Here is an 18,887-nt window from a genome sequence, read left to right on the forward strand (position 1 = left end):
AGGGTCCTTGCCCGCCCACCATCGCGGGACACGCCGCAAGTACCTCCATGTAGGCTCTTACGCGGCATCCATGCCGCGTAAGGTCCCGCGATGGTGGGCGGGCAAGGACTAGTCGAGATGGTCGGTGCGCAGGGTTCCGAGCAGAGGCTGAGGTGTGTTGTTCGGATAGCATCGCTTCCGATCAGCATTCCCGATGCACACGAGCAACAAGCAGCTTTTGACACGACCACCGACTAACTCTCTGGTGCGGTGGCCTCGCCGATTGCGGGACCATGTGGCGGCATGGATGCCGCCACTGAGCCTCCAGGGATGGATTCACGGCGTGTCCCGCGAGCGGCGAGGACACCGCGCCCCCCGACCAGCGCGGCTTGGGATCATCCAGATGACGAGAAGGGCTTACGGCTTACGGCTTACGCCTCACGAATCCCCAATCCCCAATCACGGCCCCACTCATAACGCCCAGCGCACGCCGATCAAATACTGCCGTGGTACGCCCGGTGCGAGGAAACGGGCCGGGCCGGTTTCTACTGGTGCATCCTGCGGGCGCGCGAGTTCGCCGTCGGGGAACACATCTTCGGCCACGGCCGCATACGTCGCGTAGCGGCGGTTGAAGACGTTGTCGACACGCGCAAACAGCGACAGCCGGTCACTGAATTGCCAACGTGCCTGCAGGTCTACCAGCGCATAGCCGGCGGTACCGATATCGATGCGCTCGGGTGCGGGCTCGCCGTCTTCGGCGTTGTCGACCTGGCCATCTTCATTGCCGCTGGCCACGCGGCCGGAGACTGCACGCACACCGGCACCCAAAGTCAACGCATCGCGCTGCCATTCCACACCGAGCTTGAGGTTGTGGCGCGGCAACGCGGCGATACGCAAGCCGGGACGCAAGGTGATTACACGCTCGCCGGAAAGCAATTCGCCATCGCTGCGATAGGTCGCATCCAGAAAGCTGTAGCCGGCTGACCACTGCCAATCGCCGCTGCGCAGGCGTAGCGACAGATCTGCGCCTTGATACCGGGTGCGGCCGACGTTGTCGAAGTACCCCAGCTGCGTGTCCGGTGCGCGCAAGAACAAAATATCGTCGCGATTGTCAGCGCGGTACACCGACAAGCTGGCATTGGTGTTGGCCGACGGCGCCCAGCGTGCGCCGAGTTCATAGGTGCGCGAAATGATTTGCTCCAGGCGCGGGTCGGCCTGCAGGCCGGTCGGCAAGCGGCACGGCTGGGTGGGATCGGCGCAGCCCAGTTCGATCGCCGTTGGGGCGCGGCTGTTTTGTGCGACCGAGCCGTACACCGTCAGCCCCGAATCGAGCCGATGGGTCAGACCCAGGGACGGATTGGCCTTGGCATAGACGAAGCGCTCGCGCGGGCGGTCGCCGTCTTCGGCGGTGGAAAGAATGTTGTCCACCACCACATGGTTCCAGCGCACTGCGGCGGTGAGATGGGTGGCATCGTCCAGCGCCCAGGTGTCGGCGACGAACACGCCCAGCGTTTTGGTGCTGCCGCGCACGCCGGAAAAGAACGCGCGCTCGGCATCCGGATCGGCAGCGACCGAGCGGTCTGGCTGTACCCAACCCTCGCGGGCGAATTGCTGATAACGCACATGACCGCGATCGAAGGTGACGCCGGTGCTGAGCGCATGTGCACCCCATTGCTTGCTCAGGTTGAGCGCAAGCCCCTGCGCCTCCTGGCGCATCTGGGTGGTGTTGAGCGCGCCGGTGGGCAATGCATCGGCATCGGCGCGTGCCACATCGCAATCGGCATCCAGTGCGCTGCCATCGGTGGCATAACCCGATGCGCATTCTTCGACGAATTCTTCGTAGTCCTCGCCGATATCGCCATTAACGGTGTCGCGGCGGCCCACGCGCGAGTAGGCCAGTGCATTCAGTGCGGTGTCCGCATCGAAACGGTGGTCCAGCTGTGCGGTGAACAACGTATTGCGATTGCGCGTGAGATCGGGCGAGGTGTACACCGAGCGGCGGTCGGCGCGATACAAGCCGGGCTCGGGGCCATCGTCGGTGTAGCGCGTATCGGGCAACAAGCCATTGCCGATCAAGCGGCTGCGCCCGTGCAGCACCGACAGGCTCCAATCGGTCTGCTCGCCTTGCTTACCGACCTTGCCGAACAGCGTGCCAAGGCGACCTTCGGAGGCATCGCGCCAGCCGTTCTCGTCGAAGCCGGTGAGCGCGACAAAGCCATGCCACCCGTCCTGACTGGCGAGGCCGTAACTGGCATCCAGCCGCTTGCGTGCGCCGCTGCCGATGCTCACTTCGCCCTGTAATCCAGGTGCGGTCAAACCGGAGGCGGTGGACAGTACCACCGCGCCCCCGAGCGTGTTCGGCCCGAACAAGGGATTGGAGCCGGGCATCAGGGTCACCGCGTTGATTGCCGACTCGGGCAGCATGTCCCAGCTGACGATATCGGCGAACGGTTCGTTGAAGCGCACGCCATCCAGATACACCGATACCCCTTGCGAGGCGCCCGGCAAGGCAGACGCGCGAAAGCCGTGGAAGGTGAGATCGTTCTGGAACGGACTGCCTTGCACATCGTTGCCATCCACACCGACAAAGCGCCGCTGCAGCAGATCGCTGAGGTTGTTGCTGCGCCCGCGCGACAGCTCGCCATTTGTGGCCGATTGCACCATGTACGGCAACTGCGCCGCGTCGATGGTAGTGCCGGGAATCGGTGTGGCGGTGACCTCGATGCGGTCCAGCCAGGTGACCTGCGGCGCGTCTTCGGCCATTGCAGTGCCGATCGTACCAGCGCACAGCAGCGCGGCGCAGGCGCAGGCAAGCCGATGTCGTTGCAATGCATCGCGACCGTGGCGTGCGGCGCGATGCGGCGATGTGCTGCGATACCCCAGTAAGTGATGCGTCGACCTCATGTCGTCTCCCTCAATAAAGCACGATCGATTTGATGCCGCGCGCTGCACGCAGATCCGCCAGCGCCTGATTGATGTCGTCCAACGCCAGGGTGCGCGTGATCAACGGCGCCAGCTGGATGTCGCCTTGCAGATAGCGCTCGACGTAGCCGGGCAGCTCGCTGCGCCCCTTTACTCCGCCGAATGCGCTGCCGCGCCACACCCGCCCGGTTACCAGTTGAAACGGGCGCGTGCTGATTTCCTGCGCGTCGTCGGCCACGCCGAGAATGACGCTCTCGCCCCAGCCCTTGTGGCAGCACTCCAGGGCCGCGCGCATTGCACCGACATCGCCCACGCATTCGAAACTGTGGTCGGCGCCGCCGTCGGTGAGGTCCACAATCACCTGCTGGATCGGTGCGCCGTAATCGCGCGGATCCAGGCAATCGGTGGCGCCCAACGCACGCGCCAGCGCGAACTTGGCCGGATCGATATCCACTGCGATGATGCGCCCGGCCTGCGCCAGTACCGCGCCCTGCACCACCGACAAGCCGATCCCGCCCAGCCCGAACACCGCCACGCAATCGCCGGGCCGCACATGCGCGCTGTTGAGCACCGCGCCAACACCGGTGGTGACCGTGCAGCCGAGCAGGCAGACCTGATCCAGTGGCGCGTCTGGATGGATGCGCGCCACCGCGATCTCGGGCAACACCGTGTATTCGGAAAACGTGCTGGTGCCCATGTGGTGCAGGATCGGCCGCCCATTCAACGAAAACCGGCTGCTGCCATCGGGCATCAGCCCACGCTCCTGGCTGCTGCGAATCGCCTGGCACAGGTTGGTGCGACCGGAGCGACAGAACTTGCACACGCCGCATTCGGGCATGTACAGCGGGATGACGTGATCGCCGGCACGTACGCTGGTGACGCCGATGCCCACGGCTTCGACAATGCCGGCGCCCTCCTGCCCCAGGATCACCGGAAAGCTGCCCGCGTGCCCGTGCGCCAATGCATGCGCATCGCCATGGCAGATACCGGTGGCGACCAGGCGCACCAGCACCTCGCCGGGCCGCGGCGGCTGCAGGTCCACCTCTTCGATGGTCAGCGGCTGGTGCGGACCCCATGCCACCGCAGCGCGTGTCTTCATCCGGCCTCCCTGGCGCGCGTCGGCATGGCCGCCACTCAGCGCGCGATCACCACGCCCCACGGCAATTCGCCGACGGGGATCTGTTTGATCTGTTGCAACGTCGCGGTGTCGATCACGCTCACCGTGTTCGAGCGCCCGTTGGCGACATACAGCTTGTCGCCGGCCGGTGTCAGCGCCGGATTCCACGGCCGCAGCCCCACTGCAATTTCGGCCAGACTGCGTGCGCTTTTGGTGTCGATCACGCTGACCGTGCCGGCACCGCCATTGGATGCGTACAACCGCGAGCCATCGGCCGACAACGCCACCCCCGCCGTGCGCACGCCGGCCGGCAGACTGGCGCGGCGTTGCCGCGTTTTCAGGTCGATCACGTCCACCACGTTGGCGGTTTCCTGCGCGATGTACACGCTGTGCCCATCCGGTGCGAATGCCATGCCGCGCGGATGGCCGCTGGTGGCGACCACACCGCGCGATTGACGAGTGGCCAGCTCAATCATGTCCATGTCGTTGGAGCCCTCGTTGCTGGTGAGCAGCCACTGCCCGTCCGGCGTATAGGCGCAATGCTCCGGCGCCTGCCCGCGCGTGGCGATCACCTGCTGCAGCTTGAACTGCGCGGCATCGATCAACATCACCTGGTTCTGCCCTTCCACACACACCGCGAACTGTTTGCCGTCCGGCGACAACGCGATGCCTTCGGCGTTCTCACCGATCTCCACACTGCGCAGCACCGCATCTTTTTCGGTATCGAGTTCGATCAAGCGATGATGCTCGGCATCGATCAGATACAGATGCCCCTGCGGGCCCGGCAATACCTGCTGCAAGCGCTTGCCGAGCTGGCCTTGCGCACTGAGCGTGCGCACCACCGTATCGGTGTGCGTATCGATCACCGACACCGTCCCGCTACGTTGATTGGACACATACGCAAACACCGGCGGCGTTGATGGCGCCGGTGTTGCTGCAGGGGCTGCCGGATCTGCAGGACTCGCAGCAGCCGTGGCCGCCGCCTGTGCAGCGCGCGACGCAGGCGCGGCAGCGTCGCGCTGGCAGCCCGCCAGTGCCAGGAGTGCGCCCAGCACGCCTGTTGCACAGACGCGCTGCCAACGGATTGCCGCTGACCTCATTGCGCCTTGCCTGCGGTCTTGTTGATCGAATGGATGAAGGCGAGCAATTTTTCGGTGTCGCCCGGCTTGAGCACCGGCGCGAACGGCGGCATCTGCCCGACCACTTTTTCATGCCCGATGCGGGTCTTGCCGTGGGTGATCATCGCTGCGGTGCCTTCGCTGATCAACGCACGCAAGGTGTCGTCGTCGCTGCCATACACCCAGATGTCGTTGGTCAACGGCGGGCACATGCCACCGCCACCGGTGCCGCCGTGACAGGCGTTGCAACCGGCCGAGAAATAGATCTTCTTGCCTTCGGCAATCAGCTCGGGCGTGACCTTGACCTCGGGTCCTTTCGGAATCGGCACGACCGCAGCCGGCGGCGCCGGTGGCGTGGCCGGATCCGGCGCAGGCCCGGCGGCCGGGTTGGGCACCCCGGCGGTTGCCGCTGCAGGCGCAGGCGCGGCGGTACCGGTGGCCGGCGCAGGCGTATTGGCAGCCGGCGGAGCAGCCGCCTCAGATGCGGGAGCTGGCGGTGCTTCCTTGCCGCACGCGGCCAGCACAACGCTGAGCATCACCGCGCACAGCGGTGCGCGCATGGAACGATCGAAACAACCAACAGTGGACTTGCGCATGGACGAACCTTTCTGATCGGAGGGAACACCGCGCACCCCGTGCACGCGGCAGGTGACACAGTCATTGCCGAAGTCATTGCCGAGACGGACGCCTGGCCTGCGTGAGCAGCGTGGCCAGCGCGGTATCGCCGCTCGCCTGCGCCAGTGCGGCGGCGGTCTTGCCATCGCGATTACGTGCGGCAGGATCGGCACCGGCCGCCAACAAACGCTTGGCCACTGATTCGCGCCCAGCAGCGGCAGCCAACATCAATGCAGTGACGCCAGCCTGGTTTGCGTGGCCGACGTCGGCGCCACGTGCCAGCACCGCATCGAGAATCGCCGGGTCGTCACGCGCTACCGCAAACATCACCGGCGTGAACCCGGTGGGATTGGCACGCCGCACGTTCGCACCCGCTGCCAGCAATGCCTGCACCACGCCGACATCGGCGTAGGACACCGCCAGCTCCAGCGCGCTCCAGCCATCGCTGGAGATCGTGTCCACCGGTGCACGCTTGCCCAGCAACTTGGCCACACTGTCGGCATCGTTGGTCCAGGCCGCCTTCATCAATGCGGTCCAGCCGCTGCTATCGCGCGCATCCAGGCGTGCACCGGCATCGAGCAACAGGCTGACCAGATCCGGTTCCTGATTGCGGATCGCCTGATGCAGCGGCGGCTCGCCGAGCAGGTTGGGACGATTGGCATCGGCGCCATGCCGCAACAGCCACGCCGCACGCACGCCATCGCCGGCATCCAGCGCATGCGCCAGTTCCTGGTTCGGATCGGCACCGTCGGCGATGCGCAGTTGCAGCTGCGCCAGTTCCTGCGACGACGCGGCCGGGCTCGGCGCTTTCGACGCTGGCGTCGGCGTCGCATACGGCCCGTGCGATGCCAGATCGCCTGCCACCACGCAGTCGCTACACCGCACCAGCGGCACGTGGTAACTGCGCAGAATTTCGGCGATCTTTGCCGCGCTCTGTTGCATGGCCGTGTTCAAGGCATCGCGCAGGTCCGCGTTCTTGCGCGACACTGCCCACGCCATCGAGTACTCCAATACCGAATCGTCGATAGTGTTGAGCGGCACCACGCCCAGCCCGCTGCGTTGCGCGTAATAACCGGCCACCGGGCCCCAGGATTCGGCCGCATCCAGTTCATTGGCGGCGACGCGTTCAACCAACTTGCCGGGATGTTCTTCCGGCGCGGTGGCAGAGTCGTAAAACAGATACTGCACATCGCCGCTGATGCCGTGCTCGTATAACGCCTGGCGTGCGGGCGAGCTTTGGAACACGCCGAGCCGCAGCTGTTTCAGCCCCGGGTCGTCCAACGATGTCGGTACGAGATTCAAGCCCTTGCGCGTCACCAGCACATAGGCCGAGCGATACAGCGGGCGCGTGGTCAGGCCCTGCTCGAAATCGCTGTTGAGATCCATCAACACATCGCAGCGGCCGGCATTGATGGTGCTGCGTGCCAGCCCGCGTTGGTAGTAGGTGCGCCACTCGTATTCCAGGCGCCGGCCCATGGCATCGGCCACGACCTGCGCGATCTTGTTCTGAAAGCCCTCGCCGGCCTTGTTGGACAACGGCATGTTGCCCGGGTCGGCGCAGACGCGCAGCACCGTGGGATCGGGCGCAGGTGGCGGCGTGTTGGCCGGCGTTTGCGCGGAGGCTGGCGCTGCAGTGGATGCAGGCGCCGCTGTGGGCGCCGCACCGGAATCAGAAGCGCGAGCCGTCGGTGAGGACGGCTCGCGTGTGCAGCCTGCGGCGACGAGTCCGAGGCTGCAAACCACCAGCAGCTGACGCAGCTGCCGGCTCATGCCACGCGTACCGGCAGCCAGCTGCCGGTGCGCGCGTACAACGCCTTGCCTGGATCTCATCGTGCGGTCTTCGCTGCGGCGTTGGCGGTGCCGCCACCTGCGGCCGCAGTGGCGGTGGCACTGGCGGTCACGGTCTTGCCGGCGCCATCAATGCGGAAGGTGTGCACCATGCCGCCGAGCGGGATCTTGTCGAAGCCGGCACCGAATGCCAGACCGGCTGCGCCCAGCGCGCCATACGGATCGGACGGATCCAGACCTGCGGCCACCGGCAAGCCAATCCAGCCACCGATGCCGGAGAACACCGCCACGTACTGGTGCCCATTGGCCTTGTAGGCGATCGGGTTGCCGATGATGCCGGAGGGCAGTTTCATCTCCCACAGCTTCTTGCCGGTGTCCTTGTCCACCGCACGGAACCAGCCATCCAGCGTGCCGTAGAACACCAGCCCGCCATCGGTGACCAAAGTGCCGCTCCACACCGGGAACTTCTCCTTGATCTCCCACTCGGACTTGCCTTCCACCACATCGAACGCCTTGACGATGCCCAGTGCACCCGGCTCGTTGGGCTTCATCATCACGTTGGCGAACACGTAGGGCAGACCCATCATGGTGTTGCCGCGTTCCTGCGGTTCCAGCTCCATATGCCAGTTGTTGGTGCCGCAGAAGAACACCGCTGAATTGGCCGGGTCCACCGAGCACGGCTGCTGGTCCTTGCCACCCATTGCCGAGGGGAACGCCTGCACTTTCTTGCCGCGTTCCAGTGGCGAATGTGCGGCCACTTTGACCGGACGGCCGGTCTTCATGTCGATGCGTTCGGCCCAGTTGGCCGGCACGAACTTGTGCGCGCGCAGCAAGGTGCCGTCGCGACGATCAAGCACGTAGGCAAAGCCGTTGCGATCGAACTGCACCACGGACGGAACTTCCTTGCCGTCGATGGTCAGATCGACCAGGATCGGCTCGTTGATGCCGTCGTAATCCCACTGGTCGAACGGGGTCTTCTGATAGCCCCACACCGCTTCGCCGGTATCGATCTTGCGTGCGAACAAGGTCATCGACCACTTGTTGTCATGCTCGCCGTTGTTGCATTCCTCCTGCGAGGTCTTGCCGCAGCGATACGACGGGCTCCACAGGCCGGGATTGCCGGTGCCGTAATAGAGCAGCTTCAACTTCGGGTCGTAGCTGTACCAGCCCCAGGCCGCACCGCCGCCACGCTTCCATTCGTCGTTGGGAAAGGTCTTGACGCCCAGATCGCCGAGCTGACCATGCTGCGGGTTGGCCTTGTTGAAATCCGCACCCAGGCAGATCGATTTGTCGGTACCGGCCGCATCGCAGGACCACACCTGCTTGCCATCGGCCAGGCTGTAGGCCGCCACGCGCCCGAGCACGCCAAACTCGTTGCCGCTGATGCCGGCGATCACTTTGCCGTCGGCAATGATCGGCGCCATGGTGATGGTTTCGCCCTTGTCCGGATGCCCGAGTTTCTGCTTCCACACTTCCTTGCCGGTCTTGGCATCGAGTGCGATCACATCGCCGCTCAGGCTGCCGAACACCAGCTTGCCATCGGCATACGAAGCGCCGCGGTTGACCGTATCGCAGCACGCCACCGCCACCGAGCGTTCGTCCTGTTGCGGGGTGTATTTCCACAACACCTTGCCGCCGTCGTCCTGCGCCGCCAGGTCGATGGCGAACACGTTGTTCGGATACGCACTAACCATGTACATGATGCTGCCGATCACCAGCGGCTGGCCTTCGTGGCCGCGCGTGGCATCGGTCTTCATCTCCCACGACATTTTCAGATTCTTGACGTTGTCGCGATTGATTTCGGCCAGCGGGCTATGCCGGGTGAGTGCGAAGTCGCGCCCGATGCCGCCCCAGTTATCCGGGTTGCTGGCATTGGTGGTGAATTCGCCATCGGTGTCGACCACGGCGGCGGCCGGCGGCGCAGCGGCGGGCGCAGCGGCCGGTGCGGGCGCTGCAGTTTCAGTGGCGGCGTCCTTTTTACAGCCGGACAGCGCGGCGCTCAGCGCAAGCATGAGCAGCGCACCGCTGCGAATGCTGCGACAGGAAGATTGATGCATATGCGTCTACCCCTTCGATTGAACAACCAGTCGGTTGAAACATCCGCAGCGCAGGCACTGTTGCAGCCAGTTGCGTCGCAGACGTCGGAAACGTCGAGGGAGAAGAGAGCAAACGCCATGCCAGTGCACTGGTGCGATGCACCATGTCGGGGCAGCGGGGCTTTGCTGTGATGGCAGTCGCTTGAGCGAGGTGCACTGTCACGGTTTTGGCACAGTTTGCACCGGGCGTGCTGTTACATCGGTGGTGCAGATGGTTCGGTTTTGCCAGTCAGCAAGTGCCATGGCAATGACTGCGGGGCTTTGCTCGCTGCTGGCTGCATCAGGCCGCGTCCGCAGCTTTTGCTGGCACGCCTTGTTCCAACACACCGCATGTACATCAGGCCCCGTTTTTCCGTCAAACATCGACCGAAATCGGTAGCGCTTGCGCGCGTACCGGCGTGGGACCTTACGCGGCATGGATGCCGCGTAAGAGCCTACACGGACGTACTTGCGGCGTGTCCCACGCCGGTACGCGTGCAAGCGCCCTCCATGAGCCGAAGCATTCGCACAAGACTGACAGACGTTGCGTGTGTGGGTTGGTCTGCGCGCGGCGCCGCATCCGGCGTCGGAATCCGCGTTTCCGCCTACTTGCCGGACAGCGCGCTAGCCTCTCCACCGCGCAAGCAACTGCCTGCAATCCTGCAGACGCCAGTCGGCAAAGCCAGGCCAGGGGTCACCCGGCGTGTTGACCAGCACCGTGCAGGCGCCAACGGCACGACCGCAGGCCAGGTCGTTGTGGTGGTCGCCGACCATCACCAATGCCGCACCGTCGACCGACCAGCGTCGTTCGAAATACTGCAGGCCATCGGGCGCGGGTTTGGGCGCGGCCTCGTCACGGCCGACGATGGAGTCCCAGGCAAATGCATCGTGCAGGCCGATCGCCTGCAACGTCACCTGCGCCAGTTCGCGTGCGTTGCGGGTAAGCATGCCGAGTTGGCATCCGGCCGCCTGCAATGCACGCACCAATTCCACTGCACCGGGCGCGGCGCGTGCGGTCCGTGCGAGCTCACGCTCGTGCTCAAGTAACCAGGCGTGTTTGGCAGCAGCCTGGTCGGCAGGTAGCGATGCCAGGTGATGCAGGATGTCGGCCTCGGGCGGGATGTCCAGCGCGCGTCGAATCAACGCGAAATCATGCACGGCTTCGGTCAGCGTGCCATCCATGTCGAACACCCAGTGGCGGTAGTCGGACAACGCGGGAGATGTCTGTGTGATGGTCATGCAGTCCATACGTGCATACGTGCGAAGACGTGAGAGTGGTGAACGCAACACGGCAGGCCATCGTCAGGCGAAAGCACACCTTGCGCAATCACCAGGATAGACGCGCGGCACACGCCGATGCAGTGCACCGACCGCGCGTCTATGTGCCGCGCGGTCTGCAGTGGCGTCTACTTCCAGCCCGGCATCTGCGTGTTATCCAGCCCACCCACTTCGAACTCGGCGGTGCGCGTGCCGCCGGCTTTCACCGGGAACGCGATGCTGATGCGCTTGGCATTGCGCACCAATTTCCACAGCGCCTTGTCGTCGTCGATGAACATTGCGATCGCTTCGTCGGTGTCGGGGCGATGCGCGGCCATCGGGCGCGCTGCGCCGCCGTCGGCCGAGACCTGCACCTTGCAGCCGCTGTAGCAGTTGAAGTCGCCGGCCTTGAGCACCAGATAGCTGTGGCGCTTCCACTGCGGGTGATCGCGGAACACCAGGCTCACCGGCTTCGGGCCGCTGCCGTCCACATCCACACGGTCCTTGGCATCGATCATCGCCGAGCGTTGCGTGCCGCCCTTGGCTGGCACCTGCGAGTACTGCCATAACGCCTGCATGCGGCGCAGTTCGCGCGCCTGCTCGCCCTTGGCCTTGATGTCGGCGTAACCGGGCTCGATGCGCGTGGCCGCAGCGGTGCCGGCGTAGCCTTCCAGCAACGCGGCGCCATGCGCGCGTGCCATATCCCAGTTTTCAGCCTTCACTGCCTCGTCGTATTGCTTGGCGAGCGCATCGGCTTGCTGTTCCTTGGCTTGTGCCTGCGCGGTCTCTTGCGCCTGACGTTGTGCCTCGCGGTCAGTACAGCCACTCAATGCAGCGACGCACAGGGCCGCGCTCAGCAGATACTTCATCGTCGACTCCGGGGCGAATTCAATGGCAACGATACCAGCCTGCCCCGATGGAATTGATCAACGGCTTACGCAGACAGCCTGCCCACAGTACCCGCTATCAGACGGCCGGACACTGTAGGAGCGCACCTGGGCGCGATGGGGCATTCCTGGTGGAGGCCCATCGCGCCCAGGTGCGCTCCTACAGCGGCGATTGCAGCGCTGCACGATGCAGCAATGGAAGCGGCGGGAGGGCGTCTGCAACGCCCTCCCCTGCCATTACGGCTGCTTGGGCGGTGCTGCCTTGGCCTTGGCGATCATCTCGGCCACCGAGGCGGTGGTGATCGGGTGATAGCTGGGCTTGGCCTTTTCGAAGGCCTGTTCGGCGAAGGCGATGCCGTCCGGGGTCTTCAACAATTCGGTATAGATCGGCAGCACCAGCTTGCGGCGACCGACGCGTTCGATGAACTCGCCGGCTGCGGCCTGTGCGTCGGTGTAGCCGCTGCGGATCGCCAGCGGGTACCAGCGCATGGCGATTTCGCCGTTCGGGGTGCCGGTGAAGTGGTAGGCATCATCCAGTTGCTTGAGCTGTTCCGGCTTCAAGGTCGCGCCCATGCCGCTGAGGAAATGCACCCACTCCTGCGTGCCCCACTCGCCGGTGACCTGCTTGTTGGGCAGCGTGCCGCTGCCGCTCCAGGCGATGCGTGCGGTGTCCACGATCGAGAAGCTGCGCGAGCGGGCCTTGGTGGCGAAGGCCGGGATGCCCGGCTGCTTCAACCACGCATCCACTTCGGCCGCGCTCACGGTATTGGGATGCTTGGCCAGCAGGTTCTTGTTGAGGTAATCGACGAACTGGTCGGTGGTGGCGCTCTGGAACGCATGATCGTCGAACCAGCCACGCAGGAACGGGTCGAACACCTCGCGCCCGAAACGCTGCTCCAGGAACTGCAGGAACCACGCACCCTTGACGTAGGCCACCTGGCTCAAGGCTTCGTCGGGGTCGCGTTCGGCCAATGGCGGCAATGCCAATGCCTGGTCGGCCGGCGCCATGTCCTTCACTTCGGCCAGCAGATCGCCCTGGTCGATCTCGCGCTCCATTTCGGCCATCTCCGCGCCGTACAACGCCTCGGTGATGCGCGCCTGCACGTAGGTGGTGAAGCCTTCGTTGAGCCAGATGTCCTTCCAGCTGGCATTGGTCACCAGGTTGCCCGACCAGCTATGCGCCAGTTCGTGCGCGACCAGCGACACCAGCGACTTGTCGCCGACGATCACGGTGGGCGTGGCGAAGGTCAGGCGCGGATTTTCCATGCCGCCGAACGGGAACGACGGCGGCAGCACCAGCATGTCGTAACGGCCCCAGCGATACGGGCCATAGAGTTTTTCGGCGGCACCGATCATCTTTTCGGTGTCTTCGAATTCCTTGGCAGCCTTGTCGGCCATGGCCGGCTCGGCCCACACGCCCGAGCGCGCCGAAATCGGCTTGAACACCACATCGCCGGCAGCGATCGCCAGCAGATAGGACGGAATCGGCTCGGGCATCTTGAAGCTGTAATCGCCATCGCGCGCGGCCTTGGGGTCGTTGTCGGCGCTCATCAGCACCATCACGTCCGGGCGCGAGGTCACATGCGCGCTATAGGTGAAGCGCACGCTCGGGGTGTCCTGCAACGGCACCCAGCTGCGCGCGTGGATCGCCTGCGACTGGCTGAACATGAAAGGCAGCTGCTTGCCTTCGGTCATCGACGGCTCCAGCCACTGCAGGCCCGAGGCGGTCGGTGCGGTGTGATACGTGATCACGATCTTGGACGGCTGAGTCGGCGTCTCGATGGTGAGCTTGCTGCCGAAGGTCTTGTCGGCCGGCGCCAGCGCGAACTGCAGCGGTGCCAACGCGCCCTTGCCGTCGTCGGCCTGCACCTGCGCGATGCTCAGCTCGCGCGTGTCCAGCACCAGCTGCTTGGCGGCCTTGTCCTTCCAGTCCAGCGTGTAGGTCGCGGTGCCGCCGATCTGCTTGGCGTCGAAATCCAGCTTCAGGTCCAGCGCCAGATCCTTGATGACCACCAGCTGCGGCTGGGCGTAGGAGCTTTCGTCGTGGTTGCGGGCGTCTGCTTTCACGGGGGCCTTGGCGGTGGCGGCCGGTGCCGCGTTGGTCGCGGCCGGCGGTGTGGACTCGTTGGAACAGCCGGCCAGCGCGATGGAGACGGCCAGGGACAGCGACAGGAACGGGAAGCGCATCGACGGCACCGCAGCAAGGGGAATCGGGCATTTTAGCGCTCTGGGCCGTTGCCTGCCCGTGCCATCGCTGGCGGCTCAGGTCACCGGATGACTGCGCGGGGTGTCGTGCCCGTCGCGCACCAGGCGCCGGCCGCCGGAGAACTTGGCGCGGTACATCGCCGCATCGGCGCGCCGATACAACTCGGTGGCATCCAGACCCTGCTCGCAGACCGCGCTGCCGGCGCTGACATGCAGCGGCGCTTCGTCGGCATCGTCGCGTTCGAGCATCGACAGCCATTGATTGAGTTTGAGCGTGGCCTCGTCTTCGCCGGCATGCACGCCGATCAAAAATTCATCACCACCCCAACGCCCGATCCAGTCCTGCGCGCCGAGCCAGCCGTACGCCGATTCCACCAGCCGCACCAACACGCGGTCACCGGCCAGATGGCCGAAACGGTCGTTGATCGTCTTGAGGTTGTCCATGTCCAGCACGAACAATACGAACGGCCAGCCTTCGCGCTGCGCGGCGGTGACCGAATCCAGCATCGCCTGCTCGCACCCGCGCCGGTTCAACGCCTCGGTCAGCGAATCGAACAAGGCGTGCTTCTTGAGATCGCGCATGCCGGCATCGATACCGCGCAGGCTGCGATTGATGCCGCGCAGCAAACGCCCCAACTCGTCGTCGCCATGTTCGGGCAGCGTGGGCAGGCGTTGATCGGCGTAGTACGCATCCAGCGCGTCGGCGGCGATGCGCAGTGGCGCGAGCAGGCGATACAGTGCAGACAGCGTCAGCGCGGTGCCCGCCAGCGTGGCCAGCAATGCCACGATCACCACCGACCACAGCGGGCGTCCACCCAACTCGCTTTGCAATACCAGCCAGACGATCAGCAACAGCAGCGGCAAATGGATGCCGACAAAGGTCACCGCCAGCAGCTTGGCGCTGAAGGAGCGAGGAAACACGCGCGACAGCCCTGCGTACAAGCGCATGCATGTCTCCAGCGAAAGGTGGCCTAGTGTCGCCGACCATTGGTGGAGCCAACGCGACGGGAGTCTCAAAAGTTTGTCGGCAAACGCACCTGCGCACAGTGCAATCGTGCGGCAAGCGAACACGAGCATGGCGTGCTCGTGCGATGCCGACGCGCGATGTCCGGCGCAAGCTGCGCGCCGGACCGGACGCTCAGATCACGCTGCGTCGGATCCGGTTCAGATCTTGTAGCCGGAGTGGATCGCCACGATGCCGCCGGTCAGGTTCTTGTAGTGGCAACGCGCAAATCCGGCCTCGCCCATCATGCCCTTGAGCGATTCCTGCGGCGGGTGCTTGCGGATGCTTTCTGCCAGGTACTGGTAGCTGTCGGCATCGCTTGCGAACAGCTGGCCCAGCCTGGGCAGGATCTTGAACGAGTGGAAGTCGTAGATCGGCTTGAACCAGTCGGCGGTGACTTCGGAAAATTCCAGCACGCGCGCCTGCCCGCCCACCTTCAACACGCGGTACATCTCGCGCAGCGCGGCGTCCTTGTCGGTGACATTGCGCAAGCCGAAGGAAATGGTCACCAGATCGAAGCTCTGATCCGGGAACGGCAGCGCCTCGGCATTGCATTGCACGTAGTCGAAGCCAGCCACCAGGCCACGGTTGGTCAGCCGGTCGCGGCCCACCGAGAGCATGCCGGCGTTGATGTCGCCCAACACCACCGCGCCCTCGTTACCCACACGCTCCTTGAGCAGCACGGCGATATCGCCGGTACCGCCAGCCAGATCCAGCACGCGGTCGCCCGGCTTCACCTGCGCGGTCGCCACGAAGTAGCGTTTCCATGCGCGGTGCACGCCCAGACTCATCAGATCGTTCATCAGGTCGTAGTTGCGCGCGACCGAGGTGAACACTTCGCCGACCAGCTTCTGCTTGTCCTTGGCAGCGACGTCGCGGAAGCCGAAATGGGTGGTACCGGAGGTATAGGGGGATTCGCTCATGGGCGGATTATCGCACTGCTGACGCCGCCATGACCGCAACCGGACCATAATCGCCGTCTTCTTCAGCGACTGGCCCAGCGAGCATTCGGTGCGCGACAAGTACGTCAAGCGCGACTGGCAGCCCCATGAGAAGCCCACCCTGCCAGGGTCGGCCTCCACGCCCCTGCACCCCACCCGGCGGCGCATCCAGTACGGGCTTGTCGGCGTGGTGGTGGCGCTGACCGGTGGGCTGAGCAATGCGCTGGTCACCGCCAACCTGACCTATCTGCAAGGCACGCTGGGCGCCTATGCCACCGAAATGGCCTGGCTGCCGGCCGCCTATGTGATGACCAACATGTCGGCCAACCTGCTGCTGGTGAAGTTTCGCCAGCAGTTCGGGCTGCGCCGGTTCACCGAAATCTTCCTGGCGCTGTATGCGGCCATCGCCTTCGCGCATCTGTTCGTGCACAGCCTGAGCTCGGCGATCACCGTGCGTGCCGCGCACGGATTGGTGGGCGCCGCGCTCAGCTCGCTGGGGCTGTATTACGTGATCCAGGCGTTCCCGGCCAAATACCGGCTCAAGGCGGTGGTGACCGGGCTGGGGGTGACCCAGCTGGCGCTGCCATTGGCGCGGGTGTTCTCCACCGATCTGCTGGAATTTGCGCAGTGGCAGGGCCTGTACCTGTTCGAACTGGGCCTGGCGGTGTTCGCGCTGGCCTGCGTGCTGGCGCTCAAGCTGCCGCCCAGCGACCGCTATCGGGTGTTCGAGCCGCTGGATTTCCTCACCTTCAGCCTGTTTGCGGCCGGTTCGGCCGGGCTGGCGGCGGTGCTGTCGCTGGGGCGGCTGCTGTGGTGGACCAGCACACCGTGGCTGGGCGTGGTGCTGGCGGCCTCCATCGTGCTGCTGTGCACGGCGGCGTGGATCGAGCACAACCGCCGCAACCCGATGATCAACACGCGCTGGCTGGCCAGCGGCGACATGCTGCGGCTGGGCCTGGCGATCCTGCTGATCCGGCTGGTGTTGTCCGAGCAGAGCACCGGCGCGATCGGCTTCTTCCAGACCCTGGGGCTGGCCAACACGCAGCTGCAGACCCTGTTCGCGCTGATGTTGCTGGGTGCAGTGGTCGGCGTGGCCGCCAGCGCGTGGCTGATCAATCCGGCGCGGGTGGCCGAGCATCTGATCATTGCGGTGGCGGCGATCTGCATCGGCTGTTTCATGGATGCCGATGCCACCAGCCTCACCCGCCCGGAGCAGATGTACGTCAGCCAGTTCCTGCTCGCCTTTGGCAGCACCTTCTTCATCGGCCCGGCGATGGTGGCCGGGCTGGGTCGGGTCATCGCGCAGCCGGGCAACCTGATCAGCTTCATCGTGCTGTTCGGCATGGCACAGAACATGGGCGGCCTGCTCGGCAGCGCGCTGCTCGGCACCGTGCAGGTCGTGCGCGAGAAATATCATTCCAGCCAGCTGGTCGAACATCTGACATTGACCGACCCGCAAGTGGCCGCGCGCGTGCAGGCCTATGCCGCGCTGTACGGCCGCAGCATCGGCGACCCGGCCCTGCGCCAGGCCCAGGGCGTGCGCGCCCTGGGCAGCGTGGCCACGCGCGAAGCCAATGTGCTCGCCTATAACGACGTGTTCCTGTTGATCGGCTGCATCGCCATCGCCACCGGGCTATGGATCCTGTCCGTGCTGGTGTGGCGGCGCTATCTGCGCACACCCGTGTCGCCCACCTCTTCCGCTTCAACTGTGCGCCCATGAATACACCTGTAGAGACAACGCCCATTGCCGAACAACAACGTCGGAGACGCCGCCGCATCGGTGGCGTGATCGGCTTCGGTGGGCTGGCCTTGATCGGCGTTGCGCTGGTGCTGTATGCATGGCGCCTGCCGCCGTTCGTCAGTGCCATCGAGCGCACCGAGAACGCGATGGTGCACGGGCAGATCACCGTGATCGCGCCACAGGTCAGCGGCTATGTCACGCAGGTACCGGTGCAGGACTTTGCGCACGTCAAGCACGGCCAGTTGCTGGCCAAGATCGACGACCGCATCTATGCCCAGCAACTCGAGCAGGCCAGGGCGCAGGTGCAGACCGCGCAAGCCAACCTGTCCAACTGGGACCAGCAGCGGCATAGCGCCGATGCCACCATCGCCGAACAACGCGCGGCACTGAGCAGCAATCAGGCCCAGCGCGATCGCACCCGCTCGGCGTACGCACGCACGCAGCAACTGGCCAGCCAGCAATTGGTCTCCGAGCAGGATCGCGACACCGCCTTCGCCGCACGCGCGCAGGCCGATGCCGGCGTGGCGCAGGCACGCGCCGCGGTGCAGGCCGCCGAAGAAAATGCACGCAGCGTCACCGTCAATCGCGCCGCGCTGCAAGCGGCGGTTGCCAACGCGCAAGCGGCCGTGCAACTTGCGCAGATCAATCTGGACAACACGCGCATCGTTGCCCCGCGCGATGGCCAGCTCGGTCAGCTCGGCGTGCGCCAGGGCGCCTACGTCACCAATGGCACGCAGCTGATGTCGCTGGTGCCGGACACGCTGTGGATCGTGGCCAATTTCAAGGAAACCCAGATGGCGAAGATCCGCATCGGCCAGCGCACCAGCTTCAGCGTGGATGCGCTGAACAATGCACGTCTGCAAGGACGCGTACAGGAAATTTCCCCGGCCGCCGGCTCGGAGTTCAGCGTGTTGCCGGCCGATAACGCCACCGGCAATTTCGTCAAGATCGCCCAGCGTATTCCGCTGCGCATCAGCATCGATCCCGCCCAGCCGATGGCAGCGCGCCTGCGCGCGGGCATGTCGGTGGTGGTGGCAATCGACACCGGCAGCGCAGTCGACTAAGAGCGGCTAACAAAACTACTTCACGCCAGTCCACTGCAGGCCGGCTGATCTGCTGCCTGGCTGCAGGGCCTTGCCCGCCCACCATCGCGGGACACGCTGCAAGTACGTCCTTGTAAGCTCTTACGCAGCATCCATGCCGCGTAAGGTCCCGCGACGGTGGGCGGGCAAGGACCAG

13 protein-coding genes are annotated in these 18,887 nt (G+C 65.1%); 2 read left to right on the forward strand and 11 right to left on the reverse strand.

Annotated elements, in window-relative coordinates:
* Positions 1 to 450 precede the first annotated feature (450 nt).
* From ABS769_RS08225 to ubiE, 11 genes are all read right to left on the reverse strand, one after another.
* The gene (locus ABS769_RS08225) at positions 451 to 2,742 is read right to left on the reverse strand and encodes a TonB-dependent receptor (RefSeq protein ID WP_317061267.1); all 2,292 of its coding nucleotides are present in this window, start codon (positions 2,740 to 2,742) and stop codon (positions 451 to 453) included.
* A 151-nt stretch (positions 2,743 to 2,893) separates the two neighbouring features.
* Entirely contained in the window at positions 2,894 to 4,000 is a 1,107-nt protein-coding gene (locus ABS769_RS08230; protein ID WP_317061244.1) for an S-(hydroxymethyl)glutathione dehydrogenase/class III alcohol dehydrogenase, read from the reverse strand.
* A gap of 35 nt (positions 4,001 to 4,035) precedes the next feature.
* Complete coding sequence (locus ABS769_RS08235) at positions 4,036 to 5,118, reverse strand: beta-propeller fold lactonase family protein (RefSeq protein ID WP_317061245.1); 1,083 nt, start codon at positions 5,116 to 5,118, stop codon at positions 4,036 to 4,038.
* Positions 5,115 to 5,768, reverse strand: a complete 654-nt coding sequence (locus ABS769_RS08240) for a c-type cytochrome (protein ID WP_317061246.1) — start codon at positions 5,766 to 5,768, stop codon at positions 5,115 to 5,117. Before ABS769_RS08240 ends, ABS769_RS08235 begins: the two co-directional genes overlap by 4 nt.
* Before the next feature lie 37 nt (positions 5,769 to 5,805).
* Positions 5,806 to 7,581 (reverse strand): quinoprotein dehydrogenase-associated putative ABC transporter substrate-binding protein, encoded by a 1,776-nt coding sequence (locus tag ABS769_RS08245; RefSeq protein ID WP_317061247.1) that lies wholly within the window; start codon positions 7,579 to 7,581, stop codon positions 5,806 to 5,808.
* Complete coding sequence (locus tag ABS769_RS08250; protein WP_350498140.1) at positions 7,578 to 9,596, reverse strand: methanol/ethanol family PQQ-dependent dehydrogenase; 2,019 nt, start codon at positions 9,594 to 9,596, stop codon at positions 7,578 to 7,580. The genes ABS769_RS08245 and ABS769_RS08250 overlap by 4 nt, the downstream gene beginning before the upstream one ends.
* 642 nt (positions 9,597 to 10,238) lie before the next feature.
* Positions 10,239 to 10,862, reverse strand: coding sequence for an HAD family hydrolase (locus ABS769_RS08255; protein WP_350498141.1), 624 nt, complete (start codon positions 10,860 to 10,862; stop codon positions 10,239 to 10,241).
* A gap of 158 nt (positions 10,863 to 11,020) precedes the next feature.
* Entirely contained in the window at positions 11,021 to 11,740 is a 720-nt protein-coding gene (locus ABS769_RS08260; RefSeq protein ID WP_023905179.1) for a hypothetical protein, read from the reverse strand.
* Between the two features lie 255 nt (positions 11,741 to 11,995).
* Complete coding sequence (locus ABS769_RS08265; RefSeq protein WP_317061250.1) at positions 11,996 to 13,945, reverse strand: M1 family metallopeptidase; 1,950 nt, start codon at positions 13,943 to 13,945, stop codon at positions 11,996 to 11,998.
* Positions 13,946 to 14,020: 75 nt separating this feature from the next.
* Positions 14,021 to 14,911, reverse strand: a complete 891-nt coding sequence (locus ABS769_RS08270) for a GGDEF domain-containing protein (protein WP_317061251.1) — start codon at positions 14,909 to 14,911, stop codon at positions 14,021 to 14,023.
* Positions 14,912 to 15,127: 216 nt separating this feature from the next.
* Positions 15,128 to 15,889 carry a bifunctional demethylmenaquinone methyltransferase/2-methoxy-6-polyprenyl-1,4-benzoquinol methylase UbiE gene (gene ubiE / locus ABS769_RS08275; RefSeq protein ID WP_317061252.1) on the reverse strand — a complete coding sequence of 254 codons (762 nt, stop codon included), beginning with the start codon at positions 15,887 to 15,889 and terminating at the stop codon, positions 15,128 to 15,130.
* 88 nt (positions 15,890 to 15,977) lie between these two features.
* On the opposite strand from ubiE, the gene ABS769_RS08280 reads away from it, so the two are divergent.
* Both ABS769_RS08280 and ABS769_RS08285 read left to right on the forward strand, forming a co-directional pair.
* On the forward strand, positions 15,978 to 17,627 hold the full coding sequence (locus ABS769_RS08280) for an MFS transporter (protein WP_317061253.1): 1,650 nt from the start codon (positions 15,978 to 15,980) through the stop codon (positions 17,625 to 17,627).
* Positions 17,624 to 18,712: an HlyD family secretion protein gene (locus tag ABS769_RS08285; protein ID WP_317061254.1), complete on the forward strand. Its 1,089-nt coding sequence runs from the start codon at positions 17,624 to 17,626 to the stop codon at positions 18,710 to 18,712. The genes ABS769_RS08280 and ABS769_RS08285 overlap by 4 nt, the downstream gene beginning before the upstream one ends.
* Positions 18,713 to 18,887: the final 175 nt, after the last annotated feature.

It is taken from the genome of Xanthomonas hortorum, assembly GCF_040279205.1.
In the GTDB taxonomy this organism is placed as follows: Bacteria; Pseudomonadota; Gammaproteobacteria; order Xanthomonadales; family Xanthomonadaceae; genus Xanthomonas; species Xanthomonas hortorum_F.

Excerpts from the sequence above, each read along its gene's own strand:
- ABS769_RS08225 (WP_317061267.1), bottom strand. The coding sequence starts at position 2,742 with ATGGCCGAAGACGCGCCGCAGGTCACCTGGCTGGACCGCATCGAGGTC.
- ABS769_RS08230 (WP_317061244.1), bottom strand. The coding sequence starts at position 4,000 with ATGAAGACACGCGCTGCGGTGGCATGGGGTCCGCACCAGCCGCTGACC.
- ABS769_RS08235 (WP_317061245.1), bottom strand. The coding sequence starts at position 5,118 with ATGAGGTCAGCGGCAATCCGTTGGCAGCGCGTCTGTGCAACAGGCGTG.
- ABS769_RS08245 (WP_317061247.1), bottom strand. The coding sequence starts at position 7,581 with ATGAGATCCAGGCAAGGCGTTGTACGCGCGCACCGGCAGCTGGCTGCC.
- ABS769_RS08250 (WP_350498140.1), bottom strand. The coding sequence starts at position 9,596 with ATGCATCAATCTTCCTGTCGCAGCATTCGCAGCGGTGCGCTGCTCATG.
- ABS769_RS08255 (WP_350498141.1), bottom strand. The coding sequence starts at position 10,862 with ATGGACTGCATGACCATCACACAGACATCTCCCGCGTTGTCCGACTAC.
- ABS769_RS08260 (WP_023905179.1), bottom strand. The coding sequence starts at position 11,740 with ATGAAGTATCTGCTGAGCGCGGCCCTGTGCGTCGCTGCATTGAGTGGC.
- ABS769_RS08265 (WP_317061250.1), bottom strand. The coding sequence starts at position 13,945 with ATGCGCTTCCCGTTCCTGTCGCTGTCCCTGGCCGTCTCCATCGCGCTG.
- ABS769_RS08270 (WP_317061251.1), bottom strand. The coding sequence starts at position 14,911 with ATGCGCTTGTACGCAGGGCTGTCGCGCGTGTTTCCTCGCTCCTTCAGC.
- ubiE (WP_317061252.1), bottom strand. The coding sequence starts at position 15,889 with ATGAGCGAATCCCCCTATACCTCCGGTACCACCCATTTCGGCTTCCGC.
- ABS769_RS08285 (WP_317061254.1), top strand. The coding sequence starts at position 17,624 with ATGAATACACCTGTAGAGACAACGCCCATTGCCGAACAACAACGTCGG.